Source organism: Methylomonas fluvii, from assembly GCF_014850975.1.
In the GTDB taxonomy this organism is placed as follows: Bacteria; Pseudomonadota; Gammaproteobacteria; order Methylococcales; family Methylomonadaceae; genus Methylomonas; species Methylomonas fluvii.
In genome coordinates this window covers 875091-891922 of the sequence record NZ_JACXST010000002.1, presented here as the reverse complement: position 1 = coordinate 891922, position 16832 = coordinate 875091, and the positions used below count along the sequence as shown (strand labels likewise).

The window sequence follows — 16832 nt, the reverse complement described above, 5'->3', positions numbered from 1 at the left end:
TTACTCATGGAGGTCTAATGCTTATTCTAGGTTTAAATGGTGGCGCCGATTCAGTATTTGATTCGAGCTTTGGGCTTTCTAAAAATGCATACCATGATACAGCATCGGTACTAATTCAAGACGGATCTGTTATTGTTGGTATTGAAGAAGAGAGATTAAATCGTATAAAGCATACCAATAAAGCTTGGGTATTATCTGTACGGTTTTGCTTAGAGGAAGCAAATAAAAGCCTAACAGATATTGATTATATTGTTGTCTATTTTAATCAGGATGTTTTGAACAGAATATTAAAGCAAGAGCAACTAAATAATCCATTATTGATTGAGATAGGAAACCCTCATAAACTTTTCGAGCATTTATTTTTCGTGAGTTTGAGTTTTGCTTAAAAGAAAATCAGCTTGTGTTTGTAGATCACCACACTACGCATGCTGCCACTGCTTATTATATGTCAGGATTCAGTGATAGCCTAGTGTTGACCATAGACGGACTCGGAGATGAGGTGGCAACTAATGTCATTGACGTTAGAAATAAAAGATTTGATTATTTATTGAGTAAGCCGGCGAGTGATTCATTAGGACTTCTATACTGGGAAGTTATACGATTTCTTGGTTATAGCCACTTTGATGAATATAAGGTCATGGGCTTGTCTCCTTATGGGGCCAGCGAGACTTACAAAGAGGAATTTCAGCGATTATATACTTTGTTGCCTAGTGGCGACTATTCGCTGCATAGAGAAAGAATACCAGAACTGTTTAATATACTTACTCCTCGTAGTAAAGATACACCATTTACCCAAATTCACATGGATATAGCGGCGGCATTACAAGATGCGCTGGAGGCTATTGTTTTTCATGTGCTTGGTCATTATCAAAAATTGACCGGCCACACCCGCTTGGTAATTAGTGGTGGCGTCGGTCAAAACAGTAGCATGAACGGAAAGATTCTTTATTCGGGCTTATTCGAAGAAGTTTTTGTACCTTCGTTTGCCGGCGATTCAGGTTGTGCCTATGGAGCGGCCGCGTTTGTCGCACACCAGTTGCAACCCAATCTACCCTATAAAAAAGCCACTCATGCGTATTGGGGAACACTGATTGACGATATCGAGGTGGCAGATATTCTTACCCCGTGGCAAGGGTTTGTATCGATTGAAAAAATGGAGCAACGTTCGGAACAGGTGTCGAATTTGATTATCGACGGCGCGGTAATCGGATGGGTGCAAGGTCGCTCGGAGTTTGGCCCAAGAGCATTAGGTAACCGTAGTATTATCGCGGACCCCGGGTCGCGTCGCATAAAGAAACTATCAATGCGATGATCAAAATGCGAGAAAGCTACCGGCCGTTTGCACCATCGGTATTGGCGGAGCGGGTGCGCGATTTCTTCGAAGTGCCGGGCAAGCAGGAAGATTTTCCGTTTATGTCGTTCGTGTTAAATGTCAAGCCGGAGTGGAGGGAGCAATTGCAGGCAATTACCCATGTCGACGGTACGGCCAGATTGCAAACGGTGAGCCGGGAGAATAATCCCCGCTATTGGGAGTTGATTGAAACCTTCGGTCGTAAAACCGGGGTTCCTATACTGTTGAATACGTCGTTCAACAACAACGCCGAGCCGATAGTCGATAGTATCGACGACGCCGTGGTGTGTTATCTAACATCCGGTTTGGATTACTTGGTGGTTGGAGACCATCTGGTAACTAAAAGAAGATGGGGTAATAGCGAATTAGCCGACTTGTTTGTGTCGCTGCCGAAAGCAGCCGTACTTAATCGCGAAGATAAGTACATTAGCAATACCGAGCGCGGGTTTAGTTATTTTTTGGTTTGGAACTACGATGCTGCTCGGCGTCATGTGTTGTCGGAGCCTTGGTACCGCCTGTTGCGGGCGGCGGATGGAAAACAAACTTTGGCGCAACTGATGTCCAGCTTGAGTTTTTCTAACGAGCATCGGAGTCTGGTATTCGAAGAGTTGCCGGATTTGTGGTCGGATCGGTTAATTATCCTGAATCCACGGGCGATTGGTTAAGGGGCGGTCGCCGTTACTCACAGGGATGTGAGATTCTTGCTAAATTGCCTCTTTAGAGGCGCCGGCACCGTAAGCAAAAATAAGTGGACGTTTAGAAAAAGGGCACCTCCATATGCCCTTTTTTCTTTATTCCAGCCCCGCCTCTCGCATATGCTGCCGCAGGCTCAGCGGACGCATATCTGTCCAGACCTCTTTGATATAGTCCAAGCATTCTTGTTTAGGTCCTTTGGGGCCAATGGCTCGCCAACCACCGGGAATCTCTTTATAGTCTGGCCAGATAGAGTATTGTTCTTCATCATTTACAACAACCTGATAAATCGTTGTATCTTCTTCGTCCCAAGTCATTTCGTTCTCCGTGGTTCACAGTATAAAAGAAGTGAAGTAGTTTGCTTCACAAGTTAAATTCTTCAATCAGGAGGACGATCTGAATCCTCTTTGTCCTCAGTCGTTGCTAAAATCGGACTGATGAATTTTAAATTGTTTGCGGCAATGCAATAGCGCCCGAGCTAAAAGTTTTTCGACTGCACTATCAGTAATATTCATCTCAATGGCAATCTCGGCATAGGTCATGCCATAAACACGATTCAAAATAAATGCCTCTCTGGCACGATCGGGAAGTTCGTCAACGATATTGGAAAAAATCGATAGTTTTTCATTGATGATTGCCAAGTGCTCTGTTGAAGGTAGTTCGTCACAAAAAGCTTGCGTTGGGTCTGTGTTGTTTAGATGTTTCTCAATGACTTTACGGTGTTTGATATGGTCATAAGCTAAGTTTTTAGCTGTTTGAAATAGGAAGCCCCGTGGGTGTTCGATAATCTGCTTACGAGCTTCCCTGGAAAATATAATAAAACATTCTTGAACAAGTTCTGCGGCGATATCCGGACAATCAACAATACGTGATAAATGAAGTTGTAGCTCCGATTGATGGTCGATGTACACAGTTTCAAAGTTCATGCTCAAGTTCCTATTGGTTGTTTTGCCGACTTAGTCAACTGCATTGACATGGGGCGCAAAGGGTTATATGGCTCGATTGTTAGGCTAAGCGTATGTGAATTTCATAATTTTCCAGGGTTAACAGCAGCAATCTTTTAAGCGGAAGCTTTGCATCAAAATTAAAACAATAATCTGTTGATCACAGCAATAATTAGGCCTATCGTTAATGCTAATGCGTATCAATAAGTTGCGTTTATTTGCTTGGCAAGTTTGGCGTGCGGATAAGTGTAATGCCCGATTAATATGTGTCATATAACACAGCTTAGTTATTACCATTAACTTGCTTCTCTAGGTTTAACCCAGATAGGCCGTATTCAATTTTCAGTGCTAATAAAAGCTTTGGACCCTAAGAGTGAGTGGGTTATTACGGCTATTAAGTAGCGCCGCCGTGCATAGCATAGATTGCTTGATTTGATATCTTTTGAGGGTATTGCGTAGTATGCTGAATTCAAAAGCCATATTGTTAACAGGGGGGGCTGATCAACGAATATGGCTGGGGTTTTTTTACGTTCGCGGCGTCTTCTATATGGTATGGATGTGAAAATCCAATCCAATCATGGGAACAAGTTCTTATTATTCAACTTGGTTACTGTAATCATGGCGGAATGATCGAAACCTACCGTCTTCTATAAACTGAGCATTTATTTTAGGCAATGCAAAACTGCTTGGCAGTTCGTCGTGTTCAATATGAGTAGGTGTTTTGGTAACAATTACGCTCTGTCAACTGGTTTAACTATATAACGGAGTCACTATGCTGCTTTTTTTATGGCGCTCTTCATGGATCACTATTGCTGGTGTGTTACTGACAGGTGTTATCAGCGGCCTGAGTAACGCTGCATTAATTGCGTTTATCAATACCAGTTTAGTTAGCCAAATAAACATAGCACATGCAATTTGGTGGTTCTCCGGATTAGCATTTACGGTATTGGTCAGTCGAACGGTATCGCATTATTTGTTGAATCAATTCAGCACGCAGTTGGTCCGGGATCTACGACTCCGCATTAGCCGGTTAATTTTGAATGCGCCATACCCAAATTTGCAAAAAATGGGTAAATCGGCCTTACTTAGCCATCTGACTGAGGATGTTAGCGCTATAGCAAGCGCCAGCGAGCTTTTTCCTGTGCTCTGTATTAATTTTGCCATTCTCATTGGCTGCATGGCTTATTTAAGTTGGTTGTCTTGGCAATTAGCTTTGGTTCTTGCTGGCATCATATTATTTGGCGTGACGACGTTTAACTTCTTAAAAGATATACCCATCAGGTCCGTTCGAACCGCACGCGATGAATATGATGTGCTCAGCCGCGGGTTCACTGCCTTGACGGAAGGGGTTCGTGAATTAAAACTTCATCGCCTTAGAAGCGAAGCATTTGTGACCCAATCGCTTTCCAGTAGTGCTGAAGCTTACCGGCAACATTCATTTCGCGCGACGGTCGCCTACCTGTGGATAAACCAATGGGTTCAATTTCTTTATTATCTGACCATTGGGGCGATTTTATACGCCTTTCCAATTTGGCAAACCCTGACTCAAGAAATCATCAGCGGCTATGTTTTAGTTTTTTTATTCATGATGTCGCCTCTTACTATTGTGACGAGTAGCTTACCTGCTTTTAGTCGAGCGAAAGTTTCGTTAGATAGCGTCCTGAAGTTAGAAGAAAAACTGGTTGAACAAAGCCCTGCTGAACGTCTGTCCAAATTAGCAGTACAGAAAAGCTTTACGTCGTTGACCCTTACCGGTGTTACCCATAGCTTTCATCGTGAAAAGGAAAACCGGAATTTCACATTAGGCCCAATAGACCTTGAATTTCATCCGGGGGAGTTGGTCTTTCTCGTGGGTGGCAATGGCAGCGGCAAAACGACATTAGCAATGTTGTTGATCGGTCTTTATCATCCTGAGCGCGGCACGATTTCCTGGAACGACTGCCCTGTTGATGCGTGCAATCGCGATGCGTATATGCAAAATTTTTCAGTGATTTTTTCAGATTTTTATCTATTTGACGAGTTGTACGGTGTTGATGTGGAACAGCATAGAGACGCCTTGGAGAACTATATACAGCGTTTACACCTTAGTCATAAGGTGGAGATTATCAATGGCCGGTTTTCTTCAGTAAGTCTTTCCCAAGGGCAACGAAAACGTCTGGCATTGCTGGTGGCTTATTTGGAGGATCGGCCTTTTTACGTGTTTGACGAATGGGCCGCCGATCAAGATCCTGAGTTTAAACACTTGTTCTACACCGAGCTGTTGCCTGCACTAAAAACCCGCGGCAAAACGGTTTTGGCGATTACCCACGATGAAAAGTATTTCTATTTGGCTGATCGATGTATCAAGCTCGATGAAGGCAATATTGCTGCGATTGAATACCCCCAGGGGTTCCCCGAACACGCAACAGCAAGCGCTGACTGGCTGCGTTCGGCTCAAACTGAAACGTCAATTTCATGATGCGGGTGAGCGACCATGGCTAAACCTAAAAAATGGCTGGGTGTTGGGCTTGGCTCAATTGGACTATTAGTTGTTGCTGCAAGTGGCTTTGGTTATCGCTGGTGGTTGCAATCACTGCCTGCGCTGGACGGCGAATTCAAATTGGCCAAGTTGTCTTCATCAGTCACTGTTGACACGGATGCTTACGGTATTCCGCTTATCAGCGCTAGTAATCGACTCGATGCGGCGCGCGCGCTAGGTTATGTCACAGCTCGTGATCGTTTGTTTCAAATGGATTTGATGCGCCGCAAGAGCGCTGGACGATTAGCTGAGATATTTGGCGAAATGGCTATCAAGAGCGACTTGCTATCAAGAACCTATGGTTTCAATGTCAGAGTTCAGCAAATTTTATCTAAGCAGCCTGCAGTTCATCGTCAGTATTTAGAGGCGTATGCGGATGGCATCAACAGCTATCTGCAGCAAAACCCTGCTCTTCCCTTTGAGTTTAAAGTGTTGGGTTACCAGCCTGAGCCGTGGCGGGCCGAAGATTGCTTACTGGTTGTGTTAGGGATGTTTGAAAACTTGACCGCTTGGGCTGAGCATAGCGAACGGACGCTTAGTATTATGGATCAGACCTTACCACCTGATGTCATGGCATTCTTGACACCGGATAGTGACCGGTTCACAGACGACTTGATGGGATACACCAAATCCCTCAGGCCGCCGCAAAGTATTCCCGTGCCTGCCATGCAAACACTGCTGGCAGGACAGTCACCTAGTTTGGAAAGCTTAGCTAAGGCTCCCGATGAAACGCTAGCAGGCTCCAATGCCTGGGCAGTTAGTGGCAGCAAAACAAGCGATGGTCGCGCGATACTGGCAAATGATATGCATTTGGGGATTAGTGTCCCGAACATTTGGTATCGCGTTGAGCTTCAATATCCCGAGGTACGGGCGGTCGGCCTAAATTTGCCTGGCACTCCCTTTCTTGTTTCAGGTAGTAACCAGCATGTGGCTTGGGGAGTAACCAACCTCAGCGGAGACTTTTTGGATTTGGTCAAACTTGAAATCAATCCTGACAACGCCGGGCAATACCGAGTTGGCGATCATTGGCAAGACTTCCAAGAACGGCATGAAACGATACAGATCAAAAGCTCAGAGCCCAAAGCATTAACGATTAGAGAAACGCAATGGGGGCCGGTCGCGGCGCAACCGTTATTGGGGCAGCCGGTTGCCATTCATTGGGTGGCTTTGGATACGGATGCGGTTAATATCGGTATTGCTGATTTGGAAGGAAGCAAATCCTTGAATGAGTCGTTAGCTATTGCTAAACGCGCCGGCGGACCGCAATTGAACGTTTTATTGGCAGATGAGTATGGGCACATTGCCTGGACATTGACAGGTAAGATTCCTCGCCGATTGGGCGGCGATGGGGCAATCAGTCATTCGTGGGCCGATGGTAAAACAGGATGGCAAGGCTACATTCAACCCAATGAAATGCCGCAATCCGTTGATCCCACCGAAGGTTTTTTAGTGTCGGCCAATGATCGGCGATTCGCTGCAGACTTTCCATTCGTCATTGGTCATCAATTTGTTAATGGCTACCGAGCGTACCGTATCACTCAACAAATCAAGCAAGCGACAGCCCATAGCGAATGGTCGTTGTTCAATCTTCAGCAAGATACCCAAACTGAATTTTATGACTATTACCAGCAATTAGCATTGAAAGCATTGTCGCCAGACGTTTTAGCGCAAAAGCCGGAGTTAATCGCGTTAAGAGATTATTTGATAAGTTGGAACGGTAGAGCTGATATTGCAAGTTTGGGATTACCGATATTGGTGGAATTCCGCAAGCAATTGATTGATTCGGTGTTTACGCCTTTTCTAAATGCAAGCAAGCAAGCCGACAAAAATTTTGTTTATAACTGGAATTATGTCGACACACCGTTGCAAGCATTGTTAACGGAAAACCCGACGCAATTATTGCCGGAAGCTGGGCGTCATAAGACTTGGGATCAATTTATCCTGGCGCAACTGGAGGTTAGCGCGTCAACGGTAATGTCTCGTCATCCTGATGTCAGCTTGACTGATCTTACCTGGGGTAAGCAAAACATCGTCGGCCACGCCCACCCGTTCTCCAGGGCGTTGCCTTTGCTTTCCTTTGCATTAGATATGCCACGTCAACCGTTAGCTGGATGCGGCGGATTCTGCGTGCGGGTAACTGGCCCAGATTTTGGGGCTAGCGAGCGCTTGGTGGCATCCCCCGGTCACTTATCTGAAGGCATTTTACATATGCCTGGCGGACAATCCGGGCATCCGCTATCTGGCTATTACAAGGATCAGCAATCTTTTTGGGTAGAAGGCTTACCAATGCCCTTGGTGACTGGCAAACCCCAACATAAACTGGTGTTAAAACCGGAATAACCTGGCAGAAGACGATATAACTGAATCAATGAAATTAGAATTCGTTAAAATGATAAACCGTTTTTTAACTCACTATCTGTAGAATATTTTGGACTCCGATCTGAACGACAATATAGACGAGCAGGCCGTGGCATGGTTTATCCGTTTGCGCGCCGATAACGTAAATACCGAGGATAGGACATCTTTCGAACATTGGCTTAATCTAGCGGCTGAGCACCGTGACGCCTTTAATGAAGTATGCGCCATGTGGGGCGATACGGATCTGTTAAAAAGCCTAAGCATCAGCGCTAAAGTACATGGCATTGCCCCCAAGCACTCTAAAAAGCGTTATATCAACACCAGAATGCCATTGGCTCTTGCCGCGTGCTTGGTACTGGCAGTGTCGCTTAGTGGTCAAATGCGGATTTTATTCAAAGCGGATTATTCGTCGGCCATAGGGGAGCGTAAAACTGTTCTATTAGAGGATGGCTCCACGGCCATGCTTAACACAGACAGCGCGATCGCCGTCAATATGAAAGACGGCAAACGATCTGTTGAGTTATTTAAGGGGGAGGTTTTTTTTGATGTTAAACCTGACCCCAGTCGCCCATTTTTAGTCCATGCGGATCATTCAACGACGCGCGTATTGGGCACTCGATTTTTTGTCAATCATCGGAAAGAGCGTGACGAGATCAAAGTACTCTCCGGTCGTGTCGAAGTCTCTGACAATCAAATTTGGAAAGATCCTGTTGTTTTAGGCGAGGATGAAATGGTAGCCGTTTACGACACCAAGATCGGTCAACCTAAAAAATTGGATTCAAAACTGGCTACTTCTTGGATTAACGGATTTTTGGCGTACGAAAATGAAACCTTGGAGTCGGTTATTGATGCTATCAATCGGTATCATCCAGGAATGGTTTTCTTTAGAGATGATTCATTGCGGCAACTAAAAGTGAATGGTCGCCTAAGTATTAGAGACTCACACGATATGCTAAAAGTATTGCAAAGTACCATGGATATTAAAATGACTTATGTAACCGACTGGGTAGTTATTGTGGGTTAAGCCATTATCTTTTTGATTTCACTATCGACTCCACTAACTTTAGTCATTTTGTCGATGACCGTTTTAAGGCTTTAGGTAAGGCTGGGATGGGAGACAAAATGCCCATTTTTTGCAAGTGATTGAATATGTGGTCTAAACATTCCTCAATACTCATCTGATCGGTATCAACCACTATCTCCGGGTTTTCTGGTGGCTCGTAGGGGGATGAAATACCGGTGAAGTGTGCTATTTCACCGAGTCTTGCCTTTCGATAGAGTCCTTTGACGTCTCGCTGCTCGCAGACCTTCAAATCGCAGTTGCAGTAAATTTCTATAAAATCGCCATCCGCTACGGTATGCCGAGCGAGCTCTCTTTCCAATCTGAAAGGTGATATAAACGCCGTTAGGGTGATATTTCCTGCATCAAGCATTAACTTGGCCACCTCCGCAATGCGGCGGATATTCTCTCGTCTATCAGCGTCTTCAAAGCCTAAATCTTTCGAAAGACCGTGGCGGATGTTATCACCATCCAATACAAACGTACGGCAACTTCGCTGATGCAACTGAGCCTCTACAGCGTGTGCCAGGCTTGACTTCCCTGCTCCAGACAACCCAGTGAACCACAAAATGACCGACCGATGCCCCGTTCAGGGCTTCCCGGTGAGATCGTGATATTTGAGAATGATGCCAGACAATGTTTTTGCCATATTCCATGCGCATGAATCCAATCAATAATAATGTGAGTAATGATGTAAGCCGCTAAGACTTTACTTTATAAGGGAGACGATTATTGCCCTTAAGTTACTCAGCGTTGAATTCCTATGGTCAGTAGGCGGTATTTTCATGACTAAATCGTCTTCTCATTAATACTGATTGCAGCTTATTTGAACGATAAAGATTTTGGAGTTTTTATGAAGATCCGCCCATTATGGGTGCTTGTTCATCGCTATACCGGTTTAGCGATGACCATTTTCTTAGTCGTTGTAGGATTGACCGGCAGTTTACTGGCGTTTTACAAGGAGCTGGATGGCGCGTTCAATCCCCAGTTTTATGTTGCAGCTAATGGCCGTGCGCCTATAGCTTTTGATACTCTCATTGATAACGCTGATAAATGCATTGAGCCGCAGGCTAGTGTGCAATCCTTATGGATGAGTGCCTCTGCCGTACAATTTTCGGTATCACCGCATCAAAATGAGCAAACCGGTCAATTGTTTGAGTTGAATTACGATCAATTGATTCTCGATCCTTACACTGGATCGGAACTGGGGCGGCGGCGTTGGGGAGTCATTTCTGAAGGCATGACCAATCTCATGCCTTTTCTCTATAAGCTGCACTTCAACCTGGCATTGGATGATGTCGGGATGTGGATTTTAGGTATCACCGCCTTGATCTGGACCATCGACTGTTTTGTTGGTTTTTACTTAACTTTACCGGCTAAGGTGTTTGTCGCTCAAGACAATAAGTCCAGTGCCTCGTCGTTTTGGCAACGCTGGCGTCGTGCTTGGCTGATCAAATGGCGTGGCTCGTCTTTTCGAATCAATTACGATTTGCACCGCGCTGGCGGACTGTGGCTATGGTTGGCTTTATTAGTATTTGCCTGGTCGAGCGTCTATATGAACCTGGGTGATACTGTTTATCAAAAGGTCATGCAATCAGTTAGTGATTATCACCAACCCTGGACTGAAATTGAAGATTTACCGGAACCCTTAGTTCATCCTGCAATCGATTTACGCGCGGCTTATCGCATGGCTCATCAGGCCATGAGCCATGCTGCTGTCGAACACGGATTCCAAATCGAAGCACCTGTGGCCATTTGGTTTAATCAAGCCAAAGGGTTCTACGTCTATTGCGTACGCAGCAGTCTTGATATTCAGGATCATGAAGGTCAAACGCGAGTGGTGATTGACGCCAATAACGGACAACAAAAAATGTTGCTGCTCCCCACCGGTCAATATAACGGCAATACCATCACTTCCTGGTTAATGGCCTTGCATATGGCTAATGTTTTTGGTCTGCCGTATAGACTGTTTGTTTGTGTATTGGGCTTGGTCATTGTGATGTTATCGGTAACAGGCGTCGTCATCTGGTCAAAGAAACGCCGTTAATGTCCATACCACGATTACCCACACAAAAATCGAGCCCGCAGTCTTGGGTGTCAATCATCGACTACGCAAAGTGCACTGCGAAAAAAAGCCACGCATCAAGGTTAGCGATGTTTCCCCTGTTGGCGTTTATTGTGCTGCCCGCTTGCCATTCGATTCCAGAGCGCGACCCGAACACGTTGGATATTGCTTTGCCAGCGCAATGGCAAAGTCCGGCACTGCCCAGGGACCAATCAGTTACCGATTGGCTGACCACCTTCAACGACCACACGTTAACCTCTTTGATAGAGGATGGTTTAATCCATAATTTTGATTTGCAAGCCGCCGCCGCGCGGGTCGATGCCGCCAAGGAACAAGCCACAATTGCCGGCGCTGGACGTTTGCCGCAACTGTATTTCACACCGGGCTATCAACGTGGCAAAGATGCTTTGAGCAGTGAGTCCGGCCAGCTTTTGGCTTTGTTCAATTTAAGTTGGGAGCTGGATGTATGGGGCCGTATCAAAGCGTCCCAACAAGCCGCGCTGGAAGAAGCAGTGGCGGTGAGCGAAGACTATCAGGCCGCGCGTTTGTCGTTAGCGGCAGGGCTTGCTCAGGTGTACTTTCAATGGCTAGAGGCTCGATTGCAGGCCCAAGTGGCGGCGCAGTCTGTCAAAGACCGCAGCGTGATTGTCGAGTTGGTGCGTGGTCGCTTCAATAAAGGCTTGACCCGTGGTCTGGATTTACGGCTGGCATTGACTGACTTGGCGAATGCAGAAGCACAATCAGCCCAGATGCACAATGATGTGCAATTGCTGCATAAGCAGTTGCAGACCTTGCTGGGGCGTTATCCTAGTTTTGATGTTACGACGGTTGACTATCCGGCGAATGAGTTTGCCCCTACCAAAGCGCAGCATTTGCCAGAGCCGCCTGTAACCCTGGCCGCCGGTTTACCGTCCGAACTGCTCAACCGCCGGCCGGACGTGGTGGCAGCCTTTAAGCGCTTACAAGCTGCCGATCAACGCTTGGCCAGCAGCGAGAAGGCTTTGCTGCCGCGCGTCACTTTAACTGCCATCGGTGGCACCAGCAGCCCGGCCCTGACCGAAATCATCGATCCCCGTGCCGCCGCTTGGAATCTAGCGGCTGGCTTGGCACAACCCTTGTTCACCGGCGATCGTTTACAAGCCGATATTCGCCTCAAACAAGCCAACGTCGAAGACGCGTATAACCAGTACCAAAGCGTAGCCTTGAAAGCCTTCCGCGAAGTGGAACAGACCTTGGCCGCCGAAAGCCACTTGCGTGAACAGGAGCAAGCCTTGCGCGAAGCCGTTTCACAAACCGAAGCCAGCCGCAAACTGGCGGTGTATTCCTACCGGCAAGGTCTGATCGAGATTTTGACTTTGCTGGACAGTTATCGCAGTACGCTGAATGCGCAAAGCGCCCATCTGGCGGTGCAGCGGCAATTGCTCACCAACCGGATTAGTCTGTATCTAGCGTTGGGCGGTGCGGTATGAAGTGGTCGGCTGCGTCACTCAAAATCGTGTTACCGGTCGCCGTGTTGCTGACCACTGCCGCTGCCAGTTGGGCGGTATTTGCCTTGCGTCCCAAGACTGAATCTCAAGCGACTGTTGCGACCATTCCCGAAGTCAGCGTAATGCGCGTTGAGCCGCAAACCCTGCGCCTGAATGTGGTGTCGCAAGGTGTCGTCACGCCGCGCGAGGAAATCGATCTGGTCAGCGAAGTGGCGGGCAAAGTGGTGCAGATGCATCCGGCGTTGGTCGCGGGTGGCTTCTTCACAGCCGGTGAGTTACTGCTCACCATCGATCCTCGCGATTACGACTACGCCATTACCGCAGCCCAAGCCCGCGTTGCCGAAGCTAAGCGGGTGTTGATCGCCGAACAGGCACAAGTGGCACAAGCCCACAGCGAATGGCAGGCCCTGGGCGAAGGCGACGCCAGCGAACTGGCCTTGCGCAAACCGCAATTGGCCGAAGCCCACGCCAAACTGCTAGCCGCGCAAGCCGATCTAGCGAAAGCCCAACTCAATCGCAGCCGCTGTGAGCTACACGCACCGTTTGCCGGGCGCATTCTGACTAAACAGGCTGGCGTTGGCCAGTTTTTAGCATCGGGTGCGGTAGTGGCGCGGATTTACGCTAGCGATAAAGCCGAAGTACGTTTACCGATCAGCAGTGACCAACTGGGGTTTTTGAATTTGCCCTTAGCCTTGCCGCAGCGTGATGCCAGTCTATGGCCTAAGGTGACCTTGACTGCCGAATTGAGTGGCAGCCAGCACCAATGGCTGGGCCAGATTGTCCGCAGCGAAGCGGCCGTGTCCGAAGACAGTGGCCAATGGTACCTAGTTGCACAGGTCAACCAACCTTTTCAAGCCATCGCCAATCGACCGCCGTTGGTAAAAGGCCTGTTTGTACATGCCGAGATTGAAGGCGCCGAACGCGCCGGTGTTTATCGCTTGCCGCGCAATGCCATTAGTCCGACGCAGACCGTCAAATTGGTCAATATCGAGCAAAAGCTGGAGATTCGTCCTGTGGAGATCGTCCGCAGCGAAACCAATGCGGTGGTGATTCAAGCCGGTTTAAATCCGGGTGATCGGGTGATTGTTTCTGAATTGCCCATTGCCATTGCCGGCACAACGCTCAAGGTGCTGAATGACTAAACGCCTGCGCTCCGGAAATTTACTGGCTTGGTTTGCCGCCAATCCTGTTGCCGCCAACTTGCTGATGCTTTTAATCATGAGTGGCGGCTTAATGGGCATTGCCGATGTGGATAAGGAAGTGTTTCCGCGCTTTAGTCCGCATCAGATTGTGGTCAACACCCAATACCCTGGCGCCGGTACCGCAGAAGTTGAAGAATCGGTATGTGTGCCCATTGAAGAAGCGATTCACGATATTCCCGGTGTCAAGCATTTGCACAGCGAGATTCGCGGCGATTACTGCAAGATTGACGTCGAGATATTGCCCGAGGTATCGCGCGAACAAGTCATGGCCAGTGTGCAAAGTAAGGTGCAAGCCATCCCTAAATTACCCAAGCAACTGGAAAAAATTCAGGTGCTGCCGGGCAATCGCACTGAGGACGACGGTGTGATTTGGGTGGCTTTGCACGGCAACACCGACGCCTTCACCCTGCAAAGCTTCGGTGAGCACATTCAGCAGCAATTGGCGGCAATTCCCGGCGTCAGCAAAGCCCGCAATTATGGGGAAATGGCTTATGAGCTGGCGATTGAAATCTCACCCGACAAACTGCGCCAATACCAGATGACGCTGGATGAAGTCGCGCAAGCGGTGCGCAAGGCCTCAGTGGATTTACCCGGCGGTTTGATCAAGAACCCCAATGGCGAGTTGCTGTTACGGGTCAATCAACGGGCTAAAGATGCCGATGCGGTCGGTGCGTTAATCATCAAAACTTTACCGGACGGTAATCGCGTCCGGCTCAATCAAATCGCCAACATTAAGGACGGCTTGGAAGAACGCTTGTCCGAGTGGCATCACAACGGCGAAATCGCCCAAGGTTGGGAAGTGCATACCACCCAGGATAGCGTGGCCGTGGCGCGGCAAGTGAAAGCGACCGTTGAACGGCTTCGCCAACAACTCCCCGCTGGTCTGCGACTGATTACCTGGTGGGATGATTCACAAGCCTACGATGAACGCATCGATACCCTATTGGAAGACGGTCTGAGTGGCTTCTTGCTAGTGTGTTTGGTGTTGTCGCTGTTCTTGCGGGTACGGGTGGCACTCTGGGCGGGGGTGGGGATTTTTACCTCGGTGTTGGGAGCGTTCTGGCTGATGCCTGCTTTGGATGTGTCGCTGAATATGCTGTCCCTGTTCGGCTTTCTGCTGGCGATGGGCATTCTGGTGGATGACGCCATCATCATTGGTGAAAGCGTCCATCAACGTCAATGCCAAAATCCGGAGCCAGGAAAAAAACCACGTTCCCCTCTACAAGCCACCATCCAAGGCGTGCAAGACGTGGCCTTGCCGGTAACTCTGTCGGTATTAATTGTTCTGGTGGCCTTTCTGCCCGGCTTGTTCCTGCCCGGCTGGGGCGGACAAATGATGAAGCCGATTTGTCTGGTGATGATTTTGACCTTGGTATTTTCCTTGGTCGAGGCCTTGCTGATTCTGCCATCGCATCTGGTTAGTGATGTGGAGTCAACAGTTAATCCCAGTCGCCTGCAACGCATCCGCCAACGCTTGAACCACCGACTGGATCGTTTTGTCGAGCAGGTCTACCGCCCGTTTCTGGAATCCGCCATCGCTTGGCGCTATTTAACGGCGTCTTTGTTTTTGGGGCTGATCGTGTTTTGTGCGGCACTGGTCGCCAGCGATACGGTTCGGCAATCGATCAATCCCGACGTGACCAAGGATAGCTTCTGGGTATCCATGCAGTTGCCGCAAAGTGCGCCGTATAGCGAAGCCAAAGCCTTAGCGACCAAAGTGGAACAGGCCTTATTCAGTTTGCGTGATGAGTTGGATGGGCTACAGCAGAACAACCTACCAACAAGTCCCACGGTCAAAGCCGCTCACGCCGATGAAAACAGTGTCATCGTCGGCGTCGAAACCATCATCTGGGAACACGGTGCCGGGATTTGGCTGGAGTTCTCGCCGGTAGGCCGGCAACGCATCAAAGTCGAAGACTTTATCCGCCAATGGCGTGAGCGCATCGGCGACATTGGCCGCGGCAAGGTGGATTTTATCTACAAGGAAGGTGATGTGCCGTATGACATCGAATTGCTGCTAGGTGCCACCGATTCTGAGCTGCTGCCCACTGCCGCCGCACACCTCAAACAACAATTGCAAGTGCTACCCGGCGTTTACGATGTGGTCGATTCCAGCGAACCCGGCAAACCGGAAATCAAACTCAGCCTCAAACCCAATGCCGAACGCTTGGGGCTGCGCCTGGAACAACTGGCCGAGCAAGTCCATCACGGCTATTACGGCGATGAAGTGCATCGGTTTTTGCGTGGCCGCAGCGAAGTCAAAGTCATGGTGCGTTATCCATTGGGTCAACGGCAATCGTTGGAAACCCTGAAACAGCAACCCATCCGCTTGCCGAATGGGTCGACTGCGCCACTGGGTGAATTAGCGGATATTCAACTGGCGCCGGGTTATTCTCGTTTGGTGCGGGAGGATCGGCAACGGGTGCTTAAAGTTCAAGCCCGCGTTAATCCGGCGTTGGCCGATGCCAATGCCTTGTATGCGCAACTGGAAACAAACCAGATACCGGCTTTGCAGCAAGCCTTGCCCGGCCTGACCGTCCAAATCGGTCAACAACGTCAGGAACAGGAAGCCATACTGGCAGCCTTTGCCAAAAACACCTTGATTGCCTTGCTGGTGATTTATGCGCTCATCGCCGTGCCGTTTAAATCGTATTCAAAACCCTTGATCTTTTTGTTGGCTGCGCCGGTGGCGTGGTGCGGGGCGGTGTTGGCGCATTGGGCATTTGGCTTGCCGCTGTCGATGGAATCCTTGGTCGGCATGATCGCTGCCAGCGGGGTCGTCGTCAATGACAGCTTGGTGTTACTAGATTACATCCGCCAGCATGGCGAGGACGACCAACCGCTTGAACACCTGATCATCGATGCTTGTAGCTCACGATTTCGGGCCATCCTGCTGGCATTTCTGACAAACTTTGCCGGCTTCCTGCCGACGCTGCTGGAAACCAGCCCGCAAGCACAGTTCCTGATTCCGATGACCTTGTCGCTGTCAGCCGGTTTGCTGATCGGCATGACGGCCAGCCTGATTTTGACGCCGGTCTGTTACGCGATTATCGCCCGTCGCGATCCCCAGCAACATGCCAGGAATATCACTGATTCCAGTCCGTCGCTTGCTCAGCCAGCGGAGTGTCATGCCCAATATCCTAAAAAGTACTAA

Annotated in this window: 11 protein-coding genes and 1 pseudogene; 9 read left to right on the top strand and 3 right to left on the bottom strand. The window is 48.6% G+C overall.

Annotation, left to right across the window (positions count from 1 at the left end):
* The first annotated feature begins 17 nt into the window (after positions 1–17).
* Complete coding sequence (locus tag EBB_RS26485; protein ID WP_306790003.1) at positions 18–386, top strand: carbamoyltransferase N-terminal domain-containing protein; 369 nt, start codon at positions 18–20, stop codon at positions 384–386.
* Positions 387–445: 59 nt separating this feature from the next.
* Positions 446–2016: pseudogene (locus tag EBB_RS26705) on the top strand (carbamoyltransferase family protein).
* Positions 2017–2142: 126 nt separating this feature from the next.
* Here the strand turns inward: EBB_RS26705 and EBB_RS13630 are convergent.
* Together EBB_RS13630 and EBB_RS13625 are read right to left on the bottom strand one after the other, a co-directional pair.
* The gene (locus tag EBB_RS13630; RefSeq protein ID WP_192394356.1) at positions 2143–2361 is read right to left on the bottom strand and encodes an MbtH family protein; all 219 of its coding nucleotides are present in this window, start codon (positions 2359–2361) and stop codon (positions 2143–2145) included.
* Between the two features lie 96 nt (positions 2362–2457).
* Positions 2458–2970, bottom strand: coding sequence for an RNA polymerase sigma factor (locus tag EBB_RS13625; RefSeq protein ID WP_192394355.1), 513 nt, complete (start codon positions 2968–2970; stop codon positions 2458–2460).
* 790 nt (positions 2971–3760) lie between these two features.
* On the opposite strand from EBB_RS13625, the gene EBB_RS13620 reads away from it, so the two are divergent.
* The 3 genes from EBB_RS13620 to EBB_RS13610 all read left to right on the top strand — a co-directional run bounded on the left by EBB_RS13620 (position 3761) and on the right by EBB_RS13610 (position 8888).
* A complete protein-coding gene (locus EBB_RS13620; RefSeq protein WP_192394354.1) occupies positions 3761–5446 on the top strand; it encodes a cyclic peptide export ABC transporter in 1686 nt (561 codons plus the stop codon).
* Positions 5447–5461: 15 nt separating this feature from the next.
* Complete coding sequence (locus EBB_RS13615; RefSeq protein ID WP_192394353.1) at positions 5462–7846, top strand: penicillin acylase family protein; 2385 nt, start codon at positions 5462–5464, stop codon at positions 7844–7846.
* 88 nt (positions 7847–7934) lie between these two features.
* A complete protein-coding gene (locus EBB_RS13610; protein ID WP_192394352.1) occupies positions 7935–8888 on the top strand; it encodes a FecR family protein in 954 nt (317 codons plus the stop codon).
* 43 nt (positions 8889–8931) lie between these two features.
* Here the strand turns inward: EBB_RS13610 and cysC are convergent, their stop codons facing one another.
* Entirely contained in the window at positions 8932–9477 is a 546-nt protein-coding gene (gene cysC / locus EBB_RS13605; protein ID WP_442785863.1) for an adenylyl-sulfate kinase, read from the bottom strand.
* 273 nt (positions 9478–9750) lie between these two features.
* On the opposite strand from cysC, the gene EBB_RS13600 reads away from it, so the two are divergent.
* From EBB_RS13600 to EBB_RS13585, 4 genes are all read left to right on the top strand, one after another.
* The gene (locus EBB_RS13600; protein WP_225587438.1) at positions 9751–10971 is read left to right on the top strand and encodes a PepSY-associated TM helix domain-containing protein; all 1221 of its coding nucleotides are present in this window, start codon (positions 9751–9753) and stop codon (positions 10969–10971) included.
* A gap of 107 nt (positions 10972–11078) precedes the next feature.
* The gene (locus EBB_RS13595; protein ID WP_192394351.1) at positions 11079–12458 is read left to right on the top strand and encodes an efflux transporter outer membrane subunit; all 1380 of its coding nucleotides are present in this window, start codon (positions 11079–11081) and stop codon (positions 12456–12458) included.
* Positions 12455–13618, top strand: coding sequence for an efflux RND transporter periplasmic adaptor subunit (locus EBB_RS13590; RefSeq protein WP_192394350.1), 1164 nt, complete (start codon positions 12455–12457; stop codon positions 13616–13618). The genes EBB_RS13595 and EBB_RS13590 overlap by 4 nt, the downstream gene beginning before the upstream one ends.
* The gene (locus EBB_RS13585; RefSeq protein ID WP_192394349.1) at positions 13611–16832 is read left to right on the top strand and encodes an efflux RND transporter permease subunit; all 3222 of its coding nucleotides are present in this window, start codon (positions 13611–13613) and stop codon (positions 16830–16832) included. Before EBB_RS13590 ends, EBB_RS13585 begins: the two co-directional genes overlap by 8 nt.

Bases quoted from the DNA above. Each gene is read 5' to 3' on its own strand.
- EBB_RS26485 (WP_306790003.1), top strand. From the start codon at position 18: ATGCTTATTCTAGGTTTAAATGGTGGCGCCGATTCAGTATTTGATTCG.
- EBB_RS13630 (WP_192394356.1), bottom strand. From the start codon at position 2,361: ATGACTTGGGACGAAGAAGATACAACGATTTATCAGGTTGTTGTAAAT.
- EBB_RS13595 (WP_192394351.1), top strand. From the start codon at position 11,079: ATGTTTCCCCTGTTGGCGTTTATTGTGCTGCCCGCTTGCCATTCGATT.
- EBB_RS13615 (WP_192394353.1), top strand. From the start codon at position 5,462: ATGGCTAAACCTAAAAAATGGCTGGGTGTTGGGCTTGGCTCAATTGGA.
- EBB_RS13620 (WP_192394354.1), top strand. From the start codon at position 3,761: ATGCTGCTTTTTTTATGGCGCTCTTCATGGATCACTATTGCTGGTGTG.
- EBB_RS13585 (WP_192394349.1), top strand. From the start codon at position 13,611: ATGACTAAACGCCTGCGCTCCGGAAATTTACTGGCTTGGTTTGCCGCC.
- EBB_RS13590 (WP_192394350.1), top strand. From the start codon at position 12,455: ATGAAGTGGTCGGCTGCGTCACTCAAAATCGTGTTACCGGTCGCCGTG.
- EBB_RS13625 (WP_192394355.1), bottom strand. From the start codon at position 2,970: ATGAACTTTGAAACTGTGTACATCGACCATCAATCGGAGCTACAACTT.